Source organism: Phormidium sp. CCY1219 (genome assembly GCF_035615515.1).
Lineage (GTDB): Bacteria > Cyanobacteriota > Cyanobacteriia > Cyanobacteriales > Laspinemataceae > CCY1219.
The window spans coordinates 1-25,127 of sequence record NZ_JAJENT010000509.1; the positions used below are offsets into that span (position 1 = coordinate 1).

Genomic DNA, 25,127 nt, shown 5'->3' on the forward strand with positions numbered 1-25,127 from the left:
CAACGCTTTGATTTTCCAAAAATAGTGGTATCTGTAATTCTAACTTATCCGGCATCCATATATCATCACAATCTAAGAAGGCTAAAAATTCACCTTTAGCGTGCTCACATGCAATATTTCTTGACTCTCCTAATTTGACGGTCAAAGGATTACGAAAATATTTGAGTCGATTATCATAGCTGTTAGCGATCGCAGCAGTTTGGTCAACAGAAGCATTATCAACAAAAATAATTTCCCAGTTAGGGTAGGTCTGTGCATATACAGAGTCGATCGCTTCTTTGAGATACTTTTCCCCGTTATAGCAATTCATAATGACGCTCACTAATGGATAGTCCTTATGGCTGTCAGCATCGGGTTGTAAATATTTAGCGTTGGTTTCCGTCATGTTTTTAATAGCTTAGATAAACGATCACAAATCAGGCCGATTTGCTCTGTTGACAAATCGGGATGTAAGGGTAAGGTCATTAATGTGGGATATACTCTGTCCGTGACTGGCAATTTATAATTAGGACTAGGAGCAAAAAATGATAAACAATGATTGGGCTGATAATGTAACCCTGTTTGAATGCCAAAATCTAACAAATCTTGACGGAGAGAAGTTCTAGAGGTTCCATCTGTTAAACGAATGGGATAAATATGGGGTACGACTTCTTGATAATTATGAGCTAAGGGAGTCACAAAAGAAAGTTGACTCAACTTTCGATCGTAGTATCGAGCTAACTTTTGACGCTTTGCAGCTAATTCAGGAAACCGCTGTAACTGTACCCGTCCGATCGCTGCCATTATATCGCTCATGTGATATCGCCAGCCCTGGGCAGTGACATCAAAATCCCAACTGCGTTGTCCTTGGAAGCGTTTCTCTGTATCTTTTTCTACTCCTAGCAAGCGGGCATCCCGAACGCGGGACATCACCTCTTCGTCATTAGAGACGATACAACCCCCTTCCCCAGAGGTAATGTTTTTAATCCCGTCAAAGCTAAAGCAAGCGATATCGCCAAAACTCCCCACCAATTGACCGTGATATTTGGTTCCAAAGGCATGGGCAGCATCTTCGATCGTTCTCAGCCCGCAAGATTTGGCAAAATGGTAAATCTCATCTAGTTTTCCCACTCCGCCACTATAGTGGACAGGCATAACGGCCTTGGTTCTAGGGGTAATGCGTTTTTCAGCGTCTCTCCAGTCAAGAGTTAGGGTTTCGGGATCGATATCGCAAGGTACAGGAGTCGCCCCTGTTGCCGAAATCGCTTGGAAAGAGGCAACGTAGGTTAAAGATTGGACTAAAACCTCATCACCTCTGCCAATTCCACAGGCTTGGAGGGTCAGGTGAAGTGCAGCAGTGCCGTTGACTACGCAGGCAACTGGTCGTCCGAGAAAGGCTGATAGTTCTTGCTCAAAGAGTTTAACTTCTTCACCCATGCCCAAAAATTCACTGTCCAGGACTGCCATGACCGCGTGCTTTTCAGCTTCGCTGAGGCAAGATTTTGAAAGTCTGATTAATGATGGTGTTTTTGAGATCATCTATCGTTTCCAGGGAGCATTACCGCTTTGCCAAAGGTTTTCCAGTAAATCGCGATCGCGTTTTGTGTCCATACATTGCCAAAATCCTTCATGCTGATAAGCCATCAGTTCGCCCAAAGCGGCTGCTTTCTCTAAGGGTTCAGCTTCTAGCACTGTATCCTCACCCGCAATTAAATCAAAAAATTCGGGTTCAATCACAAAAAAGCCGCCATTAATCCATCCCTGGCGAACTTGGGGTTTTTCTTGAAAAGAAATCACTTGACCATCAGAAATTTCCAATTCGCCAAAACGAGCCGAGGGTCTGACTGCGGTGACTGTCACCATGCGACCATGACTACGATGGTAAGCCAGCAAGTGATCTAAATTGATGTTAGCTAAACCATCCCCATAGGTTAAAAAACAGGTTTCATTACCAATCAGTGATTGGAGTCGTTTGACCCGTCCTCCGGTCATACTGTTGATTCCAGTATATACAAGACTAACCTGCCAATCAATTTCTTTTTTCATCAAAGTTGTCACCTGTCCTGTGGCAAGGTTGATGGTAAAGTCAGCGTTGAGAGCAGGATAGTTGAGAAAATACTGTTTAATAACTTCTGCTTTATAACCGCAGGCGATATAAAAATTTTTATGGTCGTAGTCAGCAAAGAGTTGCATAATATGCCAGAGAATAGGCTGCCCGCCGATGGGAACCATTGGTTTAGGCAAAATCTCAGTATATTCAGCCAGTCTAGTGCCAAAACCGCCAGCGAGAAGAATAACTTTCATGGGTTTAGCGTCCAATCAAATGGGACAAAGTTGAGTTCAGCCCGATCGATTTCTTCTGGGTCGTGTTCAAGATCGGCGAGGTTCAGCAAAAGATTGAGTTCTTGACTCAAACCTTGAAATGCCATCCAAATCCTCGGAGGAACGGTAAGACGCTGATAATTTTCGGGAGAAACAATCGTAGATTCAATTTTTCCCTGAGTTGGGGAGTTTGGGCGATCGTCGTATAAGACAAAACGAATCGATCCACTGGGAACAACAAGATTGAGAGTCATGCGGTTATGGCGTTTCCACGGCTTGACGACCCCATAGTGAATGGTGGAAAAATAGGCTTCACCAAACGCCACATAACCTGGATCGGAGGATTTAATCCCATGCAAAACATCGCCTGCATCCAAGGGAATGCGGCGAAGCGGAGTCAGAAGTAAACCATCTAACATAATAGAAAGATCATGGAATGGAAGTCAACAGAATTTTAATGGGTTGCGGGTGAGGCACAAGAAATCGTCCAAACAGCCTGACGATCTTGGGCATAAGTTTCGTAGCAGGCGATTTGTTCTTGAGTCACCCGCCAGACATCACGACTATCGGAGTAGTATGCTTGATACCATTGGGTTGTTAAAGCAACTGTTTCTTTAAACGTTAAGATGGGCTTCCATCCCAGATAATGTAAAGCTTTATCACAACAAAGTTTGAGCAATCCAGCTTCATATAAAGATTCTGGGTTGGAGCAATCTGTCCAAGCTGCGTTTGTCCAATGCTGTTGCATTGAATTCAGCAGATTGGCAACCGTGTAGTTTTGCTCGGCGCTGGGTCCAAAGTTAAAAGTCTCACCATTGAGAAGGGGATTCTTGGCCAGTTTTGCAGCTAGGGTCAAATAACCAGATAGAGGCTCTAGAACGTGCTGCCAAGGACGGGTAGCATGGGGATTGCGGATTAAGACGGGTCGATCGCCAGACCAAGCTCTTATGGTATCTGGGACAATCCGATCGCTGGCCCAATCTCCCCCTCCAATTACATTGCCAGCTCGCCCTACTGCCACTTTAACAAGTGAGTCCTTAGAGCTAAAGTACGATGCGGCATAGCTGCGGATGACCAGTTCAGCCGCCCCTTTAGAACCACTATAAGGATCTTTCCCTCCTAAGCGATCGGTTTCTCGATAGCCCCACACCTGTTCAACGTTGTCGTAACATTTATCACTGGTAATCAGGATAGCGGTACAGGGATGAGTGGAAAGTCTCAGGGATTCTAGGATATTAAGTGTTCCCACAACATTAGTGGTAAATGTGCCGTGGGGTTCTCTATAGGAATGCCTAACAAGAGGTTGGGCAGCGAGGTGAAAAATAAAATCTGGTTGATATTGTTGAATGAGTTGTTGGCAGGTTGCTAAATCTTCAATATTTCCCCAGATGTGGGTGATGCGATCGCCCAGATTGGCGGCTTCAAAATGACTAGGCTGTGATGGAATATCTTTAGATAATCCTATGACCTTAGCTCCATGATGCAGCAGCCAAGCAGTAAGCCAAGATCCTTTAAAGCCAGTATTTCCAGTGATTAAAATAGATTTATTGGTAAAGGTTTCTAACATACAAATTTAAGGTTTACGGGCAACTGCCAAAATATAGCGTCCAGCATCAGGCACTTGGGGAGCCAGAGCTTGCTCTAACTTCATCAATGCTTCTCTTTCTGAACGATTCAATAAAGAAGGTTGCACAATATTATCGTGAGGATCGTGACCCTCCATCCCTGATACCACTCCGATCCCTACTAGCTCCAGCAGGGTTAGGCCAAATTTATCTGTCAAGATATCACGAATTTCCGCTGAAGTTTGCCAAGTAAATTCTACTGGAGAACCTCTACCAATTCGACCCTGGGTTTGATTTATTACCATATCTACATTTTCCCAAACCCGATGACGGGCGATGGTTAGAGCGTAAAAATATTTAGTCTTAAATGACATGACCAAAATCCCACCTGGCTTAAGAGATTCGACAATTTTTGGTAAATCAAGCTGCCATTTAGGGTAAAAAAACGTCACCTCAGTCATTATAATGACATCGCACGTATTGGGCTGAATGCTTTCTAAGCACTCTGAAATGGTCTTAACTCTGTAGGTAATGTTTGTGACAGATGCTTCTCGAGCATATTGCTTGGCAGTAGAAATCGCCTCTGGGGAAAAATCACAACCAATTACTTGACCTTCTGGAAAAAGCTGGGCTAAACGCAAGGTAAAACGACCTTGACAGCAACCGAGGTCCACAGCCTGAATTTGACCTGAAAGCTTATCTAAATGAGGGCGAATAAATGTCCAATACTGATCCGCGTAGTAGGGCTCATCAGGAGCCGTAACCATGTCATATTGAGTGGATTTTCGTACTAAATTCGTCTGAATATCTTCTGGCTCAAAGTTATTCGCGACACCCCGCACTATTCTAGACAGTTTTTCAAAAATTCGACTTGTAAAAAAAAGCGATGGGTAGATAATTTTTTTCATCAACCAAGGTTTTTATAAGAAAACCGATAATGTTTCACCTGAAACAGGATTTAACCCAGCTAAAAGTTTTTCCCTAATTTTCATAAATTCTTCTTGATACCCTTGGGAAGAAGTGACAAAAATTTTTTCTAAACGCTGGCACAAATGTTCAGAAGACACTGACTTTAATATCGGAAATTCTGTCTCTAGCAAATCGGCATAATTCCAGGGTGTGCTTAGTTCCCGATCTAGAGGTAATGCTATACAGCCCGACAAGAGCACATCAAAAATAGAAGCTGTCGCCATAGTTATACAGCACCGCGCTTTTGTCAGCAAATCTGTCATCTCGCCATCACACCATTCCCACCTTTGAGGTAAATCAGTCCATGCCATTTGAGTTAATATAACTTCTTTTCTCATCATGGGGTGGGGCTTAAGGATGACAGGAATCTTGTGGTCACTAATCCAGTCAAGATGGGCATATAGTTTATCTAAAGTTTCCGTTACTGCTTGTAAATCTAAAGACAGCAGAACACCTAGATATTTACGGTTGTCGTCACTGACTGTTGGAGTGAAATGCTGCCTTAATGCTGGTCCTGATTGCACTTTTTCTGAATCCAAACCCTGCTTGATTAGCAATGAACGAGCTAAATCACCGTTCGTAATTATTGCATCAGGAAAAACCTGCGATTTTGCTTCCCCTTTTGGGGTATGATAAGCCAAATAGTCGCTGGTTACTAAACTATGATAATATCCAATACATTTTGAGTCAAATTTGACTGCCGTTCGGCAACAATAAGGTTGAACTCGCTCGGGTTGCATTGATTCATAGTGGCTAATCGAAACCAAACTTGTTAAACCATCTCCCCAACGTTTTAAGGCGGGTTTATACAAAAAAAACTGAGATACAGAAAATCCTGTTGCTAACTGCTTAAGACGCTCGCGAATTACTAATGCTTTGAGGTTAAAACTTTTATAATCTATCGAATGACGGATAGCCAAAGTAGTTTTAAATCCATCCCATAAAGCACCTATATAATCTTTCCAAGTTACCCAGTCATCGGGAACAAAGCAGGAAGACTCCCGCAGTCGTTGATAAACTTTGTCTAAGGGAAGTGCGATATTGAAAAGCCAAGGGAGGCGATAGACGAGCTTTCCTTGACTCTCTAGCCACTTGGGTAAAACAGTAAAATACCGACAAGCAAGCTGCCCATCTTGAGCCAAGGCTTTGTCGTCCAAACATTGGTGAATCAAGTAAACTTGCCCCTGGGGCGGCTCTAGATTGGCTGGACGAGATGATCGGGCTGCATTACGATGTCGCCAAAACCGATGAATTTGTCTGACTAAACAAGCACCACCTCTGAGGAAGTAATAAGCTGTCTCTATTAGCAACCCCATTTGCCATCCAGGTTGAGTGCGAACTGATACGAACGGGATAAGGTTGGTTTTAGCTGCCTGAAGCAGATAGCTATCTTCACATAAGATCAGGATTTCCTTCTGAGAAGATAAATTTTCATTTACCCAAAACTTAAGTGCCGCAATTTGAAAAATATCATCAAAAAAGCGATTAGACATATTATTACGACCTGCCAAGTCAGTCATCCACCAATAGAGAGAATCATCATTAGCTTCTCGTTGTCGAGCAATCCAGTCAAGAATAAATGGTCGCTGTTTGATAGACTCTGTTTGGATAAATTCTTTTAAAGAAATCCGCTGCCCAACTAGGCGTTGTTCCCAAGCTCTCATTCTGAGATAGTCTCGTCCAATATACATCCACCTTCCTTTCCAGTATTTGCAATTAGAGTTAGGGAAACGAGCATGAGTCAGGAAAAATCGCATATTTTTGATAAAAATATTTTAAAAAATGACTAATTTAGAAAAACTTTCCATGCTTCAAAGCGATAGGCCAAGTTTTCCAGCTTTTCCATTCCTAATTTGTTCATATTATTGCGATCGCTACTATAATAGCTCCAAAAAATATCATCTTTATAATTCTGGCGATAAGTACCGCCACCTAGATTTTTCACTCGCGGGAATTTCTGAGAAAGTAGAGATTCTACCTCTTCCCAAAATGGGCGACATTCGTTATTTGATACTGTAACCGCAGGGAGATCGAGTTTTGTGCGGAGCATATTAATATATGCAGTGTTGCTCTCTTTGTAAGCATAGTTGGCATCATCAATTGCCAAAATTGCCCCGTTGCAAAGAAATGGCATGGTTGCTGCAATCTCAGAACCTAAAACCTGCCAAGTATGCTCGGAGTCATAAAAAGCAGCACATACAGTATCGTTAGTTTCTTTTAGAATTGGTATGCCCGCATATTGATTGGTACTATCATAGGCAATATATTTCCAATAATTAAACATATTGAGGTCTCGAAACTGCCGGAATAGAGTATCATTCAAGACTCCTCGTAAAAAAGCCAGTTTAGTTGAGGCAATATCCCAGGTGTACAAGCAAGTATTCCACTTACAGGCAAAATACAGGAGTACAATCGTAGAAGCTCCACTCCCAGTTTCGATCAAAACAGGTCGTTTATTAGATGTACAAGTCGATTCATAGTCATATTGATTTAATAAATCGAAAAGCGCCAAAAATTCCGAATCCGGAATACCATTAGGCCATCGCGGTAGCATTCGCTTTATGGATAAAAGCCAAGATTGAGGATCGTTGGCAATATCTTGGGAAGAACCAAAAAAGAAATCGTACATTTATATCTCCAAGCCGAAGAATTACAACCAATCGCCACCTGTAATGGCAAACATTTGTCCAGTGATAAACCGTGACCAACCTGACAACAAATAAATTGTCAGAGCGGCAACCTCTTCAGGCGTACCTGCTCTTTTTAGGGGAACCATTTCTGCTCTTTTTTGGAGTTCATCATCATTTTTACCTTGCCAACGCTGATGGAAACCACTGGAGATAAATCCCGGACGTATGCCATTTACAGTTATGCCATCCTTCGCGCCCTCCCGTGCTAAACCCTGAACAAGGCACTCGATTCCACGTTTAGCAACGGCATAAGGAAGGGCTGTAGGGCTACCGCCATGTAACGCTGATTCCGTGCCATAGAGGATAATGCTTCCTCCTTGGTTTTGTTGAATCATGTATTGCATAGCAATACGAGCTAGAAAAAAAGGAATATCTAAGTTGAGTGTTAGATCCCTGCGCCATTCATCAGACGATAGATTTTTCCAGTGAGTAGAATTAGAAATTCCCCCAACTAATATAACTAATCCATCAATACCTTGGACTTGTCTTACAAATTCATCAATTAAATTTTGACAATCTTTTTCGCCGTTGAGTTGTTTTTGTAAGGGAATTAAAGTGTCAGTGGCAGTTGGCAAACTTGAACTAGAGGCATGAAAACCCAAAATACAATCACTGCCTTCTTGCAACATTGAAATTAAGACCCGACCAATTCCTCCTGATGCACCAGTAACAAGAATACGTTGATGTTTCTCTAATTTGGGAACCCAATTTGGGAATTCAATTCGACTCATTTAAGTAAATTTTTTTCATAAAAGATACACTTAACTTAATAGCTTCAAGAGGATTGGCACAATCCAACATACGCTGTTCTAAAGAAACAAATTCTGAATAATTAATTGAATAAAGAAAATTGGCGATCTGTGGATGGTTTACTATTCCCGTACCAAGCAGACCAAGACCCGGTTCATTGATATGGCAGTGGACTAGCTGAGAGCTAATCTTATTAAAAGTTTCTGAGTTTACTTCTTGAGCATCTGTTAATGCTTTGGCATCAATTTGAATTTTAAATGCCGGATGGTCAATAATAGTTGCTATGCGATGAGAATCTGTAACTGAATTAATAAAGTCTGATTCATTAGTCGTGAGTGGCTCTAAACAAATGCAAGTACCATGAGCGACAATTTTATTGCATAGAGTGCCAAAAAAGTCAACGGCGATCGCCTCAGCTTGAGCGACGGGAATATTATTGCGGCGACGAGCCGCAGGGGAACCAAAAATCAGTGTTTTGCCTCCCAAATCGCGACAAACTTTAGAAAGATGAATCAGAAAATCAAGGGTTTTTTGAGTAATGTCTGAATTTCTAAATAAACCTAATTCTGGGCGATCGAAAAATAGAGAATGTAAACCAACTACTTTTAATCCTGAATTTTCCACAGATTGCCGATACTGCGAAACCTGCTTAGATGTTAAGGACTCCCATGTATTCCTCCAAATTCGGCTCGGAGCGACTTCCAAGCCATTCACTCCCATTTCCCCGATCTGAGGGAAGAAGGATGTATGTTCATAAGCGGGTAAAGCAATGTTAGAAATGGCTAATTTCATTAACTTATTGGTGATTTAGAGATTAGCAAGCTGGAGAGATGGCTCTTAAATAACAGTACAGCGATCGCAGGGAGATATTTGACTGCGACGTTGTTCTAAGTGACCAACCCGTAAACTTTCATAACTTGACGATCGCCATAAAGAGGATAAATCGTTATCGCCTATGGAGCCAACAGCAAGAGTAGAACGATAGTCCACATCACAAGGATTTACTTTGCCATCCCACCACACAAACATCCGTCGCCAGAGGTCGGAGCAAGGTTTCTGCACTTCTGTAGGTGGGCTTTCATAAACATTTTCCCAGGGATTATAGTTAACAAAAGCTACCTGATCGACTAACTCTCCCCAATATTGTTCCATGTCATCTAGATTTTGACGTTCATCAAACTTCACTCCTGAAACCCGAGTAATAATTTTTGAGTTGCTGTACTGGGTTTCCTTGATTTTTTGAAATTGCTTAATATTACTTAAAACCCGCTCCAGCTTGCCATTGACTCGTAACTGACTATACAAGGGTTCTTGAGCTGCATCAGCAGAAAACACCAAGGTTTGAATGCCACTTTGTAAAATTGCATGGGCTTTACGCTCATCCAACATAGAAGCATTCGTATTCATTTTGAGATTGAGAAACTTACCACGGGTATAGGCTAACATTTCTTCAATCTCTGGACATAATAACGGTTCACCCCGAGAAGCTAAAGAAATAAACTCAATGTTTCCCTCAGCTCTATCAATAATCCTACGAAAGGTCTCAAAGGTCATGTGTCCCATAAATCCATTCTTGCGTTGTGTGAAAACATTATCGGTTTGGTAACAGAACACACAACGATAATTACAAATTGAAGTAGGCTCAATCTGCAAGTAAGGAGGATAGCCATCTAAGGTATGAGTTTGGGGATAAATTTCATAACGATAGCGGTGAATGAGGTAACGGGGTAAGTCTGAGTCTTCAATCCGAGCGATTTCTTCAACTACATTAGGACTGAGCGTGAATTTGGGTTCCTCTTGTGTACCTCCATCAAGCAAGTCTCGATAAACTCGCTGTAAAATAGACTGTTGGTCGCTACTTAAGAACTTTTCCTGTTCATCGGTAGCTCGCAGGTTGGCAATTCTTTTGAGAGTTTTTTCAATTTCTTGACGATTGTGGTTGCGTAATTCAACAAAGCTATTGTGCTTTTGATAAAGTTGACTTTGAGATGTCATGGGTTAATTACTCCTCACTAGCGTCTTGGATACCGTGCTTTTTGAGCCAAAACTCTACCATTGGCACTTGCCATTCATAGTCAATGTCGCATCCTCCCCAAGAGCGAATTGGCGCAATCTTTTGCCCCATCCACTTTTGCGGTAATAGCCCATCTTCCAGATGTTCTAAACAATGGGGAAGAACGACTGAGACAGACATATCCGCAAAATGAACTTCACCTTGAGAATCGCGATCGCAATTGAGTGTTTTGGGATCGCCAAAGGTTTCAAAAGGAACAAAAGGATGTAGGCAGCCATCTTCAGCAATTTTCCGCGCCCGCAGTGGACTCCACATATTATAGACGGAGGTCGTAACCGCTGAATCCACGGAAGAGTCGTGACGTAATATCTCAATCCCTTCGTCAATGAGTTCTGCTGTAATCGTCGCTGCATTAGCAAACAGCAAAACCATTAACTCAATCGTTTTTCCTTCATCACTTAATCGACGTTTAATTTCTCGATAGCCGTGAGCAAAGACATCTTCCCCCAAAGCCTCTTTCGTGGCTAGTTCTGACGGTCTCTCGATAAATTCAGCCCCAAACTCTTGGGCAACAGCAGTAATTTTCGGGCAATCGGTGGAAACAAAGATCCGAGAGATATAACGGGAATTGTGGGCTGCCATCAGGGGATAAGCACAAAGGGGACGACCCAAGATCGGATAAGTATTCTTACCGGGAAACCCTGTGCTACCCGCACGACCAATCATTAAGGCACAAATCATTGAATTAAATTAAATATTAAATATTGAGGTTCTATTCTAGTAAAAAGCTGGGTTTAGACAAAGAAATTGATGATGAAATTTCCCTGAATTTCTCAGGTGTCTGTGACAAGATGTGTAAAGTCGGGTATTGACTCTCCTGTATAGTCTTCCATTCCTCGCTCTTTCCGAGCGCAACAACGGAAAAGAAAAGGAACGTTATTTGCCAGCGCTGCTTGCCAATCTGTTTTGGTATCTCCAATTATCACACAATTTTGTGGCTCAATTTGGTAAGTTTCTAAAGTATTTTGAATTGCTTGTTTTTTACTGACAGGAGATCCATAAATTGCCGTAAAACAATCCCGCAAATTTAAAGCTGACAAAATGGTTTCAATTTCTGCCTGGGGTGTGGCTGTGACTAAGATAAAGATTTGATGATGGGAATTCTCCCGTAAATAGTCTTCTACCCCTGGCACCCAAGGAGAATCAATCACCGCTTGCTGAACCAGTTGCGAAAATTGCTGGCAAAATTTTTCTACGGTGACATCATCTGTAGGCTCACCCACCCAGTCTAAATAAATGGGTATTTTATCATACCGGGAAATTCCGCCATGATTCTCATGGTGATCGCGAACTTGTTTGGCAATGTCTGAACCATAGGTTAAAAATAGTTGCTCAAAAGCCACAGATTTAACAGTAACCGAGTCTTTAATGACTCCATCAAAGTCCCAGAAGATAATATCGGATTTCTGTAGTAACTGAATTGCTTTACACACAATGGCGGACTTCATCAATTAACTGTAATAACCCTTGCCCTAAATCTACGTGCAATGGAGGAGCATATTTGCGGCCCAATTTCGGTTGATAAGCATAGGGAGTCCGAACATAATGCCCAACATGATCCCCTTCAATAAATTCCACTGCATCAGGGATGCCTAAAATTTCCGCTAACATTTTCAATAAATCCAGTACTCGCATGGGTTCTTGACCCGTTAGAACTACGCTCTGATTGCGAAACTCCTCACCTAACGCGGCAACACTGGCACGAGCCGCATCTTCTACATGAATGTATTCTCGCATCGCCTCTGGGCTACCTTGATAGGACACTTTACCCGTTTCTAATGCTCCCTTAACAATTCGCCATAGTCCATTACGATGGTCAGAACGCGGTCCATAGAGAGAGCCGTAGCGAAGAATGGTGTAATCTAACCCATACGCCCGTTGATATTCTTCCACATAATGCTCAGAAGCCTGTTTGCTACAGCGATAGAAGCCTCCTTCTCTGCTATACACATAGACAGTGCTGGCATAAATAAAACGCTTAACTTGATGACGCTTACAGGCTTCTAACACCTGAGCATTCCCCAAGATGTTAACCCGAATCGTATCTAACGGGCGATCGCGGGCTTCATCAAGGTCGGCGATCGCGGCAAAATTATAGACCACTTCACTACCTGCTACGGCAGCATCCAAAGCAGCCTCATCTAAAAGATCGCCCACTACCATTTCTTGGTCGGGACGCAGCCAAGGTGAGGGAGTGCGATCGAATATCGCTACAGCGTAACCTGCTTCACTGAGTTGGTCACAAACATGAGAACCGAGAAAACCAGAACCTCCGATTACACAAGCTTTTTGCATCATGTCTTTATTTTATAATAAAATTTATAAACCTTGACGCTGCACATTATACTCAGTTTCGGGAACCAGACTTTGTAAAGACTGACCAACGAGGAAACGAACTGCTTCTTGAGTAGCTTCAATTTCCATCCGAGTCCGACAGTCTACAGACATAGAACCCATGTGAGATGTCAAAATACAGCGATCGATTTTGGCCAAATCGCCATGATAGGGTTCTTGTGTAAAAACATCGATCGCGGCACCTCCTAAATGCCCCGATTGCAGCACTTCAAATAAATCTTGCTCATTAACGATGCCCCCCCGTGAAGTATTTATCAACAAAGCATCAGGCTTCATCTGTAGTAGATGTTCTTTCCGAATCATATTTTTAGTCTGAGCAGTCAGGGGCACATGAATACTAATTAAATCCGCTTCTCTGTAGATATCTGTTTTTGATGCCCAATTGAGTTTGAATTCTCTGTTTAGTTCCAAATTGGGCAGAATATCGTTCACCATAATTTTTGGCGTTCCAAAGCCGCGCATCCGCCGCAACACCCTAGTCCCAATGCGACCAACCCCAATAATCCCCACCGTGATTTCGGCAATTCTCCGACCAAAAACTCGTTTCCACTGACCTTGGTGCATTTGGGTATTGGCAATGTGGATAGAACGCAGCAGAGACAGCATTAACCCCATAGTCAATTCAGCTACAGCCGGAGCCGGAGCATCAGGGGTATAAGAAACTTTAATTCCTCGTTTTTCTGCCGCCAGTAAATCAACGCTATCTAAGCCAATGCCGACTCTAGAGATATGTTTCAATCGAGGGGCACAACTCATTACATAGTCGGTAATGGGTTCTGTTCCGGCGATGAGTGCATCAAATTCGGGAATCAAATCTGCTAGTTCTGCTTCCGTGAGTTTTTTATTTAAGGGATTGATCACATACTCAATTCCATTGGATTCGAGCATTTCTAGAGGGAATTTGTTGCGTTCTGCAAAGGGAACGGTGGTGATGAGAACTTTAGGCATAGTAAGTTAGTTAGCTTTTTTTGATTCCACTAATTCAGTCAACGCTTTTTTTAACACTTGCGTTGGGTTTTCAGGCATTCTGGCAAAGCGATCGCAAAAAGTGCGTCTTGCCGCTTGGACTTCCGAACTATTCCACCACCCAGGTACATCATCCCAAACTTCTGCTACCTTAGCCGCAGCAGATGCAGGGGTTTCATGAAAAATGCCCACCCGCTTCAACTCTTCAAAATAGGGCTGGGCACTGGATCGGAGTTCCCAGTAATTGGGATTCCAAAACATAATAGTTGGGATATTTTGTCCTAGAGTTTCAAGGAAAGTAGTGCCATTGTAAGTGGCGACATACAATCGACTTTGTTGAATCAGGGTTTTAATTGGTTTTTGCTTTAAATTCAATTGAACATCTGGATGACGATCTCGCCATTGTTGTACTTCTGACGAGTACCAAGGATGGGAATAGAGCCTGACTAGAAGTTGCTGTCGAATTCTTGGAGGTAAGACATCAACAAAAGAAAACTGCTCCTTCAAATACTCAAAGTATTGGCCAGCTACTACAATGCTAGCCATCCAATAGCTATAGCGAGGGAGAGTACATGTAACGAGTAACAATTCCCCATCAGGATCCCAAATTCCTTCACCCTCTCCTAGTAACTTTAACAATCCAATAGATAGGTGCTTGGAAGAATCTTCAGTCCATCCCCAGGTTAGAAAGAGATCGCTGATTGCCAGTTCATGTTCTTCACAAAATGACCATAATCCGTTACCATAAAGACCTCCATGCTGACCAATGACAATTGGACATCCTATATCAACCTTCTCAGCAGCCCAAGCCTTGAAAACATCATCACTGCTGTAGCTAGTAGAGGTAAAAATAAATTTAGGATTTTGCGGCCAGGATAATTGAGTAATCTGATCTTGAAGTTGAGTATATCCTTCTAAATAAATGCTCGGAATTTGTTCGGGGATTAAAGTGCGAACACACTGTTCAAAACCTTGAACGGCATTAGTGAGTAACTGGAACGTTTTGCGAACTGAAACTACTGGTTTTAGAATCGAGGGAGAAGGCGAATCCCAGAAAGCGGGACACTGACCTAATGCCATCTGTAGCTTCAGAGATTCCTTGCGGGGTAAATAGCTAGCAATCATAAAAGCGTCTGTAGGACGAGTCAAAGATATCGAAATTCTAGATAAAACTCGCTTGACCAACTGCTTTAACTGACGCTTTAGTGAAAGCTGTTGTGCTGTAGCGGTAATCGGGATTTTATTATCTTCAGGATCAACAGAGAGGTATTCACAAGGAATCTCTGTCCATTCTTGGATAATCCGCCCATATATATAGTGATTCCACTTATCAGAAATATACAGTCGATCAAAATCGGCCATCTCATTAGGAATTACATCGTCTAAAGGTAGATCGAGAATCACAGTGCCTTCGATGGGACAAGTAGCCACAGCTCTTTGAATCATCACCCAGCGATCGAAGAGCATCTGGGTGAAATATCCAAGCCAAGGACCGACTAAAATTCGCCAGTAACGGATAGAATGGTCTACATTATGAAATTGGTTGAGGGCTGTGCTGATCTCCACCAACAGTTCTTCATGAAGGTTACGCAGGTAACAGTAATCTTTATAAAGTTGTTGCCGATCGTCCCAGTGGTAGGGTACTACCTCAGCATCAAGCTGAGTCCAAAATTGGCGACGCTCATACAGACGACACCATTCACCTAAACATAGAATAGGCTTATCAGTTCGCCAACTACGTTCATCGGCAGTTGTAATCAAAAATCGATTTTTCAAGCCGTTTGTCCTTTTTCAAACGAGTGAATCATTAACCGGGAAATTTACATCAAAAGTTCCCACAGCAGGGGGTTTCCTTTGTTCACATCTTTCTTAACTCTTTGTCCTAGAACAGTTTCAAAATATTTAGGCGGTAAACCTAACCCTGGCCGCACAACTCGCAAATTCTCTCGCGTAAAAACATCCCCAGCTTTCATATCTTCAGCCACATACAAACTGCGCCTAAATATTAAAGACTTGTTCTCAGCCTGACTCGACCCATACTGAACTTTTCCCAAAGCCTGCCAAGCTCTTTCCGACTCTACAACAAGTTGCGCCATTTCTTCGGGTTCCATTGAAAAGGCGGAATCAACCCCACCATCAGCACGACGGAGGGTAAAGTGTTTTTCAATGACCGTCGCACCCAAGGCAACACTGGCAACTGCTGCACCAATGCCCATTGTGTGGTCAGATAGACCGACTTGCACATTAAAGAGTTCCCGCAGATGAGGAATGGTGAGGAGATTGGTGTTTTCTGGGGTAGCAGGGTAGGTGCTGGTGCATTTGAGGAGAATGATATCCTGACACCCTGCTTCTCTTGCGGTTCTGAAAGTTTCATCTAATTCGGCTACGGTTGCCATTCCTGTGGAAATTATCATGGGTTTGCCTGTGCTGGCGACTTTGCGAATCAGGGGCAAGTCGGTATTTTCAAAGGAGGCGATTTTGTAGCAAGGGACATCTAGGGATTCGAGAAAATCCACCGCAGTGGCATCAAAGGGGGTGCTAAAGCCAATGATGCCGAGTTCTTGGCAGCGTTTGAGGATGGGTTCGTGCCATTCCCAAGGGGTATGGGCTTGTTGATATAGTTCGTAGAGGGAGTGGCCATACCATAAGCTGTTGGGGTCGTCGATGAAAAATTCCCTTTCCTTAATCTCTAAGGTCATGGTGTCGGCAGTGTAGGTTTGCAGCTTGAGGCCATGTGCCCCTGTTTTGGCTGCGGCTTCTACGATTTCTAAGGCTCTTTCTAAAGATTGGTTGTGATTGCCGGACATTTCGGCAATGATAAAGGGGGGAGCATTATTCCCGATTTCTTTGTCTGCAATTAAAATTGGTTTTGCCATAATCAAATTAGATTATAAATTTTTGATCAAATGAAGGGCTGGTTGACCTTTAACGATTGTTTCTCCTGTATTTTGGAAACCAGATTTTAAAAATACGTTGATCGATGCTAAATTATTGGGCTTGGCATAAGCATGAATTTTTTTAATGGCTGCATCTTGCTCAATTTTTTGACAGATCAATAACATAATTCGACTACCATAGCCCCGTCCGCGAAAAGGTTCTGCTAGTCCCAGAGAAATAGTTGCTTCTTGATTCCTGATTTCATAACGTACTTGTCCAATTGGCACATCATCTTGATTTAAAGCAATATAAAAAACACAATTGCGATCGCCTAATTTAGAGGTGAACCACTGAACATGGTCTTTCCAAGGAATATACTCTGAGGAAAATGAGACAGAACGAATCACCGGATCATTTGTCCAGTGCCAGATCAGCTCGCAATCTTCTTCTCTTACAGGTCTTAATTTTAGGGAACTTGCATCTAAACTTTTTATAATTCTGGAGACTCCTTCACCATCTACCATTTGCTGGCTCACTTCGATAAGTTTTGTTCGTTCTTCTGCTGATTGCAAGAGTATAGAAAGCCGATCGGGAATGTTTTGTGATTTGATATTTTGATGCCAACCCAGATTAACTGTTTGACTAAGAGTTGCTAGTTTTTCCGCGATCGCCCGCTGATTTTCTGCCAAAACCAACAAAATACTGGGCAACCGCATAAAAGCTAATTCCCAGCAAGTGCTGCCCCCAGCAGAAATTGCCACATCTGCCCAAGCCATCAACTCTGGCATATTGGTGACATTTCGTTGCAAGCGAATCGGAAACCGTGAATCCTGCACCGCCATTTCCAGAGACTCATAATGGGGGTTACTTCCCCCCACCACGACTACTGCCTCTAGTTCCTCCACTTCCACAAGCTGTAAAGCCTGAATCACTTTTAGCGTCACATTATCTGGGTCAGCACCTCCCAAAGTCACTAAAACTTTTTTGGCAATGGGTGGTACTGTTCGCTGCCATCCCCGCCATTGCCAAAACTCCCGCCGTAAAAGAGTGTAACGAGTGCCCAGCAATAGCTGACTGTACGGTTCACGATGCTGATACCATTGTTCGTCAGCAGAGATATTTTGATTTAGGACAAAATCCGCATAATAATGTTCCGCGTGTCCGTAATCATCGATAAATAATAGACGTAATCCAGAATCTTTGATAATTTTTTGATATTCGGCACTGAAATGATATCCATCCACTACCACCCAACTTGCCTCAAACTGATGAGCTAGTGCAGCCGTTTCCTTAGCATCATCTGAACTCCCTGCCTTTGTTGTCAATTGGACAACTTCCATTGCTTCTGACTTGAGGCGTTCCTCTAAGGCGGGGACAGAATTTGCCATGATAAAAATAGGCTGTCCTAGAGTATTTTGCCATGCTTGAGCTAACGCCAAGCAACGCATGACATGACCTGAACCTATTTGAATAGAAGCATCTGTACGGATAACTACTTTCAAAACTGATTATGATATTGCACTATTTTTAAGGGTCAAATACACTCTAGGTTTTACTACATTGCAGTTATTACATAGAGGAATAAATTGCATCGTATCAATGCTATGTCTTAATGATAAATATTTGGGGTTATTCCAAATAGTTTCTAAATCTGCTTGATTTACATTGCCTAAAACTTCTTTACTGGTCAGGTCATAGCAGCAAGCTACTACGTCACCGTTCCATCTAATAGTCATTGTATGATCGACCAGATCACAATAGTTTCTATTTTCTTGATCCCTAGAATCATAGTAAATATCGTAAATTTCTCTATCCACTTCCATGTGAGGCCATCTCATTGCCCAAGTACATTTAAAACTTACTGAGCTTGCATATTTATTACCTGAAAATTCAGATAATAAATGGGGGGGGGTAGGAGGAATATCGTCGTTTAAATCTGCTGGATTTTTGAAAAACTGCGTGCTGGATACAAAGACTTGAGGCGTTTCACTGTTCCTCTCTATTTTTCGATTGATTAGGGTCTTAATGTTGGCGACAACCTTGTTATAATCACTATTCTTTCTAACCAAATTATTTATGTCTGCGCTCTCACCATCCAAAGAAAATTCAATTGCATCCAAATGACTATCAATAATATTATCAATAACTGTCTGATTCAGCAGCATTCCATTTGATACTGTCTTAACAAACGGCACCCCTAAGCTTTTAACTGATTTTACCATTTGGGTAAATTGTTTATTCAGTAATGGTTCTCCGCCATGATATAAAACAACCACCTTGACTGAATTGATATTTTTCTTCATACTATCCATAATAACTGCAAAGGTTTCAGAATTCATAATTCCCCTTGGCATTTTGATAGTACCAGTAGGACAATGAGAACAGGCGAGATTGCAAGCGCCAGCAGGCTCAATACGAATCACTCGGGGAAAAGGACGAATGTATTCTGAATACATGGAAAACCTCTTAGATAGTAGAAAATTACAGCCGGACGTTTAATTCTTGACTTTTTAAAAAATGCTTGGCTTCCAAAGGAGTTTGCTGAGTATAATGAAAAATGCTGGCTGCGGCCACTGCCGAAGATCCTCCTTCTTTTAAGACTGAAGCCATATCTTCATAACTACCAGCCCCCCCTGATGCAATAACTGGAATCGACACTGCATGACTAACTTGTTTAGTTAACTCTACCTCATAGCCAGTCATCATTCCATCCCGATCTATAGATGTTAAGAGGATTTCGCCAGCACCTAAAGATTCCACTTCTTTTGCCCACCTTACTGGGTCTTTTCCAGTCGGTTGCGTTCCTGCATGAGTAAATACTTCATAAGTACCATTTGAGTGTTGCTTGACATCAATCGAAATGACAACACACTGGGAACCAAACTGTTGGGCGGCTGCTTGAATTAGTTCTGGGTTTTCTACTACGGCGGTATTAATAGCTACTTTGTCAGCACCAACTTGCAATAAGCGTCTGACATCTGCTACTGACCGCACTCCTCCCCCTACGGTCAAAGGCATAAAACATTCATCTGCTATTTCATCAACTGTCTCAAAATCCGGGGGATGCCCATCTGGAGTTGCAGTAATGTCTAAAAATACCAACTCATCAACTTCGCGTAAATTATAAACTTTGACTGCCTGCATAACGCTCCCAATACGTCGCCAGCTATCAAACTGAACGCTCTTAACTAGACCAAAGTTTTTAAACAGTAATGTGGGCATTACGCGTATTTTCAGCATAATATAATTTTAAAGTTTGAGAAAATTTTTGAGAACTTGAAATCCTATCCGTTGGCTTTTTTCCGGATGAAACTGAACCCCAAATATATTGTTTTTATTGACAGCAGAAACAAAGTTACCACAGTAAGGGGTATGGGCGATTTCCTCTTGGGGATGTTGACAAGAAAGGTGGTAGCTATGAACAAAGTAAAAATCTTTACCCGAAGGAATTCCTTCAAACAAAGGTGAAGGGTGGTTAAACATAACTTCATTCCAACCAATATGGGGAATTCGGGTATCCATTTCAGTGGGTTCTAACCGTTTCACTTCTCCTTCAATCCAGCCTAACCCATTAGTTTCTCCTCCTTCTAAACCCTTTGTAGCTAGAAGCTGCATCCCGAGGCAAATTCCTAAAAAAGGAATACCTTGATTTATGACTTGTTCGGACAAAATTTCATCTAAACCGGAAGTTGAAAGATGTTTCATGCCCGTGGCAAAAGCTCCAACTCCAGGGAGAATAATATAGTGGGCTTCTTGAAAGTCCCGTGCTTTTTGGCTAATGACAGGATTGCCTCCACATTCTTGCACTGCCCGGGCAACGGAATCTAAATTGCCCATTCTATAGTCAGTAATTACTACGTTTTTCATGAGGATTACCTAATCCAAGTTATCGTAGTTAATCTTAGTCAAATTTCCGTCCTTATCTTTGACGAGATTTCCGCGAGAATCACACAGAAATAACTTCTTGTTGGTGAAGCGATCGCAAGTTTGGATAAATTCCTCCAAGGTCAGATCGATGTCTTTCAAGATTTCCTCGATCGGACAACCAAGATACACCCAAGGAAACTTGCCATCGTGCATTTTTACTAACTTAATCGCATCCTCTCTAGATAATCGTCCTCTTCTAATATGCAAGCAAGCCAAATCAGTGGCTCGCCCAAAACCATACTTTAAAAACTTGAAATAATCGTGAATTCCTGTTTGATAATTATCAAGGTTTTCATAGTTTACTAAAGAACCTTCTACTGGCTTGTGATAGGTTTGAAAACCATGAGCTTGTGCATACAAAGCATTTTGATAGCCATCCCAAGGCAAGTAGTAACCTAAAAACAAACCAGTTACTCCCACTCTTTGCAACTCTTCATCAGAAGCGTAACTATATTGAATCAGATGTTTACGTTCAATCCCTTCCTGACCAATCAGATCCGAAACCCGCAGTCCCAACAATCCGCCAAACTCTTCCAACCATCTTCTGGTCAGCGTATTATTTTCTGCTGCACTAGCTGGTCCGCCATATTCATGCTGAGAATTTTCTCCCCAAATAATTAAAGGAATATTAAGTTGTACGGCAACCCGTACAGGAATAGTAAAAATAACGACGTGCTCTGGCCAAGAAATATCGCCAATTTGAGTTAAGGCTAGTTTGTTTATTTTGTGCCGTACCACTGGGTTAACTGTCACCTCAAGATAGTCAACCCCCAAATTTTTCAAATTTTCAATATTGCGCCGTCCAATATCTGATAATTTATCGGTTGTAGAAGTGATACACAGAGGATTCATGCCCAGTTCTAGCATTCTGATTACTTGAAAATGGCTATCCTTGCCACCACTAACTGGAACAATACAGTCATAGTTACTGCCATTTTTTGATTTATAGCGCCCCAGTACCTCTAATAACTCTTGCTTTCGAGATTTCCAATCAACCGCTTGCCGCTTTTCTATATAACGGCAGGCACTACAAACTCCCTCTGCATCAATGAACAAATCGGGCTTGGTTTCTGGCATTACGCAGCGATTACAATATCGAATCATTTCAGTATCTATATCCTTTATAAAGTTTTTTCCAGTAAGAACCAAGTTAAATCGTCTGAAGGAAAATGGCAATCTCGATGATAGACGAACCCATAATCTACCAGTTGCAAATTTTTATACTTATCTAACATTTCACCGGCAAAATCCCGCTTAAATAATTTTCCTTGATGACCTCTATAAGTGACTTCAACGGGAGTAGGATTATAATACTCAACCAAACAAATATAACGGTGGCTACTTTGATATAGGCGATCGTACACTTCATCTAGGTAATTCGGGTTGATATGAATCAATACACCTTTAATTAAGACAAATTCCCAAGAACGGTGGGGGGTAAAATCTAAAATAGATTGATGATATATTTCTATATCACTACTTTTCCGAAGTTCTTCGACTGCTACATTATTGATTTCAATGGCAGATAACTTGATGTCTGGCACAAGCTGTTCGATCGCTTCTAGGTTGATTCCTCTATTAGCCCCAAACTCAATCAAAGATTTTACCTTTTGAGTCCGAGCTAAAATTTTAGCAAACAGAGATAAATTACCCGAAAGTAAACTATCACCTTGATTGCGATGAGTATATTCATCTCCAAAATCTTGACTCCAAAATTTTTCCTGTTCTGTCAGCCAATCCTGATTGTTTGATTCCATTGATTTATTCACCATAATTTTTCTGGGCTATCTGACTATTAATTAAATACCACTTTGGGTGTTGTTGCAGTAACTTTAAGCAATCTTCTAATGTAAACTTAGGTCGATCGGGATAAACTGCCTCGATGATTTTCTGAATCAGTTCAAAATCTTCAGGAGTATCTACTGTCCATCGATGGTGACTACAATCTTCAGAGTAAGTCACATAACCCAAACAATATCGTTCTGGTTGTCGATAAAGAAAAGGAGTTACGTGCTCGCGGTCTGGTTGTGCTGTGGCTTCTAGAAAGGCTTGTTCCAATACTGAAGAAGAAAACACTTCAGTATCCATCCCACGCGGATAGGTTCTTTTTATGCAGTTTGAGACGTAATCATAGGTTGGTTGATTTTGTAGATAATAATCGATCGCCGTATCAATCACTTGCGGGTCAATTAAAGGACAATCAGAAGTCACGCGAACCACTACATCTGCTTGATGTGCTGTAGCAGCTTGATAATATCTCTCTAAAACATCTTCTTCAGAACCGCGAAAGTAAGCGACTGAGAGACGATCGCATAAATCAACAATAGGATCGTCAGTTTGATTGGTTGTCGTAGCGATGACTATTTCATCGGCTAGTTTTACTCGTCGTAGTCTTTCCAGTTGATATTCAAGCAATGGTTTACCCAATACCCGCTTCAGTACCTTTCCTGGTAAACGGGTAGAAGTCATTCTTGCTTGAGTAATAATCACAGTTTTCATTTAATAATTTCTCTCAAAACAGCTACAACATGGTTTTGGTTTTCTTCTGTTAAGTCGTAGTACAAAGGAAGACTAATCGCTTCTTGATAATATTGTTCCACTTGGGGAAAATCTCCCCATTTAAAACCCAGTTTTTGATAATACGGTTGAGTATGAACAGGAATATAGTGCAAATTGACCCCGATCGCAGCCTGCCGTAATTCCTCAAACACTTGGCGATGAGTTTTAATAATTTTATCCAGTTGTAGCCGAATCACATAAAGATGCCAGCTAGACTCAGTATCAGGATGTTGCCACGGTAAAGTTACAGGTAAATTCGCCAACATCTGATTATAGCGATCGGCTAAAATACGGCGACGGGACACAAACTCATCCAAACGCTGCATTTGACTCGCACCCAAAGCCGATTGAATGTCTGTCATCCGGTAGTTAAATCCCAACTCTAGCTGCTGATAATACCACAATCCATGAGACTCACCCTGCATTAACTCAGGATTGCGAGTAATCCCGTGAGTCCGCAAGCGAATCAGCTTTTCATACAAGTCCGATCGATTCGTCACCACCATCCCCCCTTCCCCTGTGGTGATAATTTTCACAGGATGAAAGCTAAACACAGCCATATCCGAAAACTGACAATTTCCTACAGACTTACCTTGGTATTTCGCACCGATCGCATGGGAAGCATCCTCTAAAACCGCAAAACCATATTTTCGGGACAAAGCCCCAATCTTTTCCATTTCGCAAGACTGACCAGCCAGATGAACGGGGACAACTACCTTCGGCAGTTTTCCTTCCCGCTGACTCTGAATGAGTTTCTGTTCTAGGGCTGCCACGCTTAGATTGTAAGTATGCGGGTCAATGTCCACAAAATCGACTTCTGCACCACAATACAATCCACAATTTGCTGAAGCCACAAAGGTATTTGGAGAAGTCCACAGGATATCCCCTGTTCCTAATCCCACCGCTAAACAAGCAATATGTAAGGCAGCAGTGGCACTGGAAACAGCTACAGCATACTTGACCCCGCAATAGTCTGCTACAGACTGCTCAAATCTTTCGATAGTTGGGCCTTGGGTGAGCCAATCCGATCGCAGCACTTCAATTACAGCATCAATATCTTGCTGATTGATATTTTGCCGTCCATAGGGAATAAAATCACTCATTATTGTTTAAGCATCTCAAGAAGCTGTTGAGGAGATAGCCATTCTGTATTTTTATCGGAACTGTATTCAAATTCTTCTGGTACAGGCACTCCTTTTTCTCCTAACCCATTCGATTGAAAATCTACCTTGCTGCTAAATTGGATAGTCGGAGTAATCACATAATGGTCAGAAAACTCTAAAGTTAAATGATAGTCATCCTTGGGACACATCACCTCATGGAGTTTTTCTCCTGGCCGAATGCCGATGACTTTAGTGGGAATTCCTGGGGCTAGGGCTTTTGCTAAATCCGTAATCTTCATTGATGGAATTTTCGGCACAAAGATTTCTCCCCCCTGCATTCGCTCAAAATTCTTAATCACAAAATCTACCCCCTGTGGCAGGGTAATCCAAAATCGAGTCATGCGGGGATCGGTAATCGGGATTTCCGTTGCTCTTTCCCGCACCAACTTCTGAAAAAATGGTACAACCGAACCCCTAGATCCAACCACATTGCCATAGCGCACTACCGCAAAGCGAGTTTTGAGTTTTCCTACTAAGTTATTCGCCGCAACAAATAATTTATCCGATGCTAACTTAGTTGCCCCATAAAGGTTAATGGGATTCGCGGCTTTATCGGTGGAAAGGGCAATGACTTTTTCTACCCCACAAGCCATCGCTGCATCAATTACATTACTGGCCCCATTAATATTCGTTTTAATACATTCCATCGGATTATATTCAGCGATAGGAACGTGCTTTAAGGCAGCCGCATGAATGACATAATCTACATTTCGCATCGCGAGTGTAAGGCGATCGCGATCGCGCACATCCCCGATAAAAAAGCGCATACAGTCTTGGGGGAAAGCTTGAGCCATTTCATACTGCTTTAACTCATCCCGTGAATAGACAATAATTTTTTTCGGCTGATAGTTGGCCAATAAAGTAGAGACACAGTGCTTACCAAATGAGCCTGTTCCGCCTGTAATTAGGATAGATTTGTCGTTAAACATTT

26 protein-coding genes are annotated in these 25,127 nt (G+C 42.0%); all 26 read right to left on the reverse strand.

From position 1 onward, the window contains the following. Positions 1 to 385, reverse strand: a 385-nt coding sequence (locus LKK83_RS13305; protein WP_324631647.1) for a glycosyltransferase family 2 protein, incomplete at its 3' end; no start/stop codon positions are given. Next, a complete protein-coding gene (locus LKK83_RS13310) occupies positions 382 to 1,518 on the reverse strand; it encodes a DegT/DnrJ/EryC1/StrS family aminotransferase (protein ID WP_324631648.1) in 1,137 nt (378 codons plus the stop codon). The genes LKK83_RS13310 and LKK83_RS13305, both read right to left, overlap by 4 nt. Next, positions 1,519 to 2,283 (reverse strand): glucose-1-phosphate cytidylyltransferase, encoded by a 765-nt coding sequence (gene rfbF / locus LKK83_RS13315; protein WP_324631649.1) that lies wholly within the window; start codon positions 2,281 to 2,283, stop codon positions 1,519 to 1,521. It abuts the gene before it with no gap. Beyond that, the gene (locus LKK83_RS13320) at positions 2,280 to 2,720 is read right to left on the reverse strand and encodes a dTDP-4-dehydrorhamnose 3,5-epimerase (RefSeq protein ID WP_324631650.1); all 441 of its coding nucleotides are present in this window, start codon (positions 2,718 to 2,720) and stop codon (positions 2,280 to 2,282) included. Before LKK83_RS13320 ends, rfbF begins: the two co-directional genes overlap by 4 nt. A 35-nt stretch (positions 2,721 to 2,755) precedes the next feature. Continuing rightward, positions 2,756 to 3,868 (reverse strand): CDP-glucose 4,6-dehydratase, encoded by a 1,113-nt coding sequence (gene rfbG, locus LKK83_RS13325; RefSeq protein ID WP_324631651.1) that lies wholly within the window; start codon positions 3,866 to 3,868, stop codon positions 2,756 to 2,758. 6 nt (positions 3,869 to 3,874) lie between these two features. Beyond that, positions 3,875 to 4,774 carry a methyltransferase domain-containing protein gene (locus LKK83_RS13330; RefSeq protein ID WP_324631652.1) on the reverse strand — a complete coding sequence of 300 codons (900 nt, stop codon included), beginning with the start codon at positions 4,772 to 4,774 and terminating at the stop codon, positions 3,875 to 3,877. Between the two features lie 12 nt (positions 4,775 to 4,786). Continuing rightward, positions 4,787 to 6,499 (reverse strand): hypothetical protein, encoded by a 1,713-nt coding sequence (locus tag LKK83_RS13335; protein WP_324631653.1) that lies wholly within the window; start codon positions 6,497 to 6,499, stop codon positions 4,787 to 4,789. Between the two features lie 122 nt (positions 6,500 to 6,621). Next, positions 6,622 to 7,464: a class I SAM-dependent methyltransferase gene (locus LKK83_RS13340; protein WP_324631654.1), complete on the reverse strand. Its 843-nt coding sequence runs from the start codon at positions 7,462 to 7,464 to the stop codon at positions 6,622 to 6,624. Between the two features lie 21 nt (positions 7,465 to 7,485). Next, complete coding sequence (locus LKK83_RS13345; RefSeq protein WP_324631655.1) at positions 7,486 to 8,256, reverse strand: SDR family NAD(P)-dependent oxidoreductase; 771 nt, start codon at positions 8,254 to 8,256, stop codon at positions 7,486 to 7,488. Beyond that, a complete protein-coding gene (locus LKK83_RS13350; protein ID WP_324631656.1) occupies positions 8,243 to 9,067 on the reverse strand; it encodes a sugar phosphate isomerase/epimerase family protein in 825 nt (274 codons plus the stop codon). Before LKK83_RS13350 ends, LKK83_RS13345 begins: the two co-directional genes overlap by 14 nt. A gap of 45 nt (positions 9,068 to 9,112) precedes the next feature. Continuing rightward, entirely contained in the window at positions 9,113 to 10,270 is a 1,158-nt protein-coding gene (locus LKK83_RS13355; protein ID WP_324631657.1) for a radical SAM/SPASM domain-containing protein, read from the reverse strand. 7 nt (positions 10,271 to 10,277) lie between these two features. Then, the gene (locus tag LKK83_RS13360; RefSeq protein WP_324631658.1) at positions 10,278 to 11,030 is read right to left on the reverse strand and encodes an acylneuraminate cytidylyltransferase family protein; all 753 of its coding nucleotides are present in this window, start codon (positions 11,028 to 11,030) and stop codon (positions 10,278 to 10,280) included. A 92-nt stretch (positions 11,031 to 11,122) separates the two neighbouring features. Continuing rightward, positions 11,123 to 11,797: an HAD family hydrolase gene (locus LKK83_RS13365; RefSeq protein ID WP_324631659.1), complete on the reverse strand. Its 675-nt coding sequence runs from the start codon at positions 11,795 to 11,797 to the stop codon at positions 11,123 to 11,125. After that, positions 11,775 to 12,647, reverse strand: coding sequence for an NAD-dependent epimerase/dehydratase family protein (locus LKK83_RS13370; RefSeq protein ID WP_324631660.1), 873 nt, complete (start codon positions 12,645 to 12,647; stop codon positions 11,775 to 11,777). The genes LKK83_RS13365 and LKK83_RS13370 overlap by 23 nt, the downstream gene beginning before the upstream one ends. 21 nt (positions 12,648 to 12,668) lie before the next feature. Further along, positions 12,669 to 13,652: a phosphoglycerate dehydrogenase gene (locus LKK83_RS13375; RefSeq protein ID WP_324631661.1), complete on the reverse strand. Its 984-nt coding sequence runs from the start codon at positions 13,650 to 13,652 to the stop codon at positions 12,669 to 12,671. A gap of 6 nt (positions 13,653 to 13,658) precedes the next feature. Beyond that, positions 13,659 to 15,446, reverse strand: a complete 1,788-nt coding sequence (locus LKK83_RS13380; protein ID WP_324631662.1) for an LIC12162 family transferase — start codon at positions 15,444 to 15,446, stop codon at positions 13,659 to 13,661. A 44-nt stretch (positions 15,447 to 15,490) separates the two neighbouring features. After that, on the reverse strand, positions 15,491 to 16,546 hold the full coding sequence (gene pseI / locus LKK83_RS13385) for a pseudaminic acid synthase (RefSeq protein WP_324631663.1): 1,056 nt from the start codon (positions 16,544 to 16,546) through the stop codon (positions 15,491 to 15,493). Between the two features lie 12 nt (positions 16,547 to 16,558). Beyond that, positions 16,559 to 18,049, reverse strand: coding sequence for a UDP-2,4-diacetamido-2,4,6-trideoxy-beta-L-altropyranose hydrolase (gene pseG / locus LKK83_RS13390; protein WP_324631664.1), 1,491 nt, complete (start codon positions 18,047 to 18,049; stop codon positions 16,559 to 16,561). A gap of 6 nt (positions 18,050 to 18,055) precedes the next feature. Further along, on the reverse strand, positions 18,056 to 19,003 hold the full coding sequence (locus LKK83_RS13395) for a radical SAM protein (protein WP_324631665.1): 948 nt from the start codon (positions 19,001 to 19,003) through the stop codon (positions 18,056 to 18,058). A gap of 25 nt (positions 19,004 to 19,028) precedes the next feature. Further along, complete coding sequence (gene wbuZ / locus LKK83_RS13400) at positions 19,029 to 19,787, reverse strand: glycosyl amidation-associated protein WbuZ (RefSeq protein ID WP_324631666.1); 759 nt, start codon at positions 19,785 to 19,787, stop codon at positions 19,029 to 19,031. Between the two features lie 9 nt (positions 19,788 to 19,796). Further along, complete coding sequence (gene hisH / locus LKK83_RS13405) at positions 19,797 to 20,414, reverse strand: imidazole glycerol phosphate synthase subunit HisH (RefSeq protein WP_324631668.1); 618 nt, start codon at positions 20,412 to 20,414, stop codon at positions 19,797 to 19,799. Positions 20,415 to 20,423: 9 nt separating this feature from the next. Continuing rightward, positions 20,424 to 21,578 (reverse strand): N-acetyl sugar amidotransferase, encoded by a 1,155-nt coding sequence (locus tag LKK83_RS13410; protein ID WP_324631679.1) that lies wholly within the window; start codon positions 21,576 to 21,578, stop codon positions 20,424 to 20,426. A gap of 17 nt (positions 21,579 to 21,595) precedes the next feature. Further along, positions 21,596 to 22,231, reverse strand: coding sequence for a pseudaminic acid biosynthesis-associated methylase (locus tag LKK83_RS13415; protein ID WP_324631670.1), 636 nt, complete (start codon positions 22,229 to 22,231; stop codon positions 21,596 to 21,598). A 4-nt stretch (positions 22,232 to 22,235) separates the two neighbouring features. Further along, entirely contained in the window at positions 22,236 to 22,973 is a 738-nt protein-coding gene (locus LKK83_RS13420) for a glycosyltransferase family protein (RefSeq protein ID WP_324631671.1), read from the reverse strand. Next, positions 22,970 to 24,136, reverse strand: a complete 1,167-nt coding sequence (pseC, locus tag LKK83_RS13425) for a UDP-4-amino-4,6-dideoxy-N-acetyl-beta-L-altrosamine transaminase (RefSeq protein WP_324631672.1) — start codon at positions 24,134 to 24,136, stop codon at positions 22,970 to 22,972. Before pseC ends, LKK83_RS13420 begins: the two co-directional genes overlap by 4 nt. Continuing rightward, positions 24,136 to 25,125: a UDP-N-acetylglucosamine 4,6-dehydratase (inverting) gene (gene pseB, locus LKK83_RS13430; protein ID WP_324631673.1), complete on the reverse strand. Its 990-nt coding sequence runs from the start codon at positions 25,123 to 25,125 to the stop codon at positions 24,136 to 24,138. Before pseB ends, pseC begins: the two co-directional genes overlap by 1 nt. Positions 25,126 to 25,127: the final 2 nt, after the last annotated feature.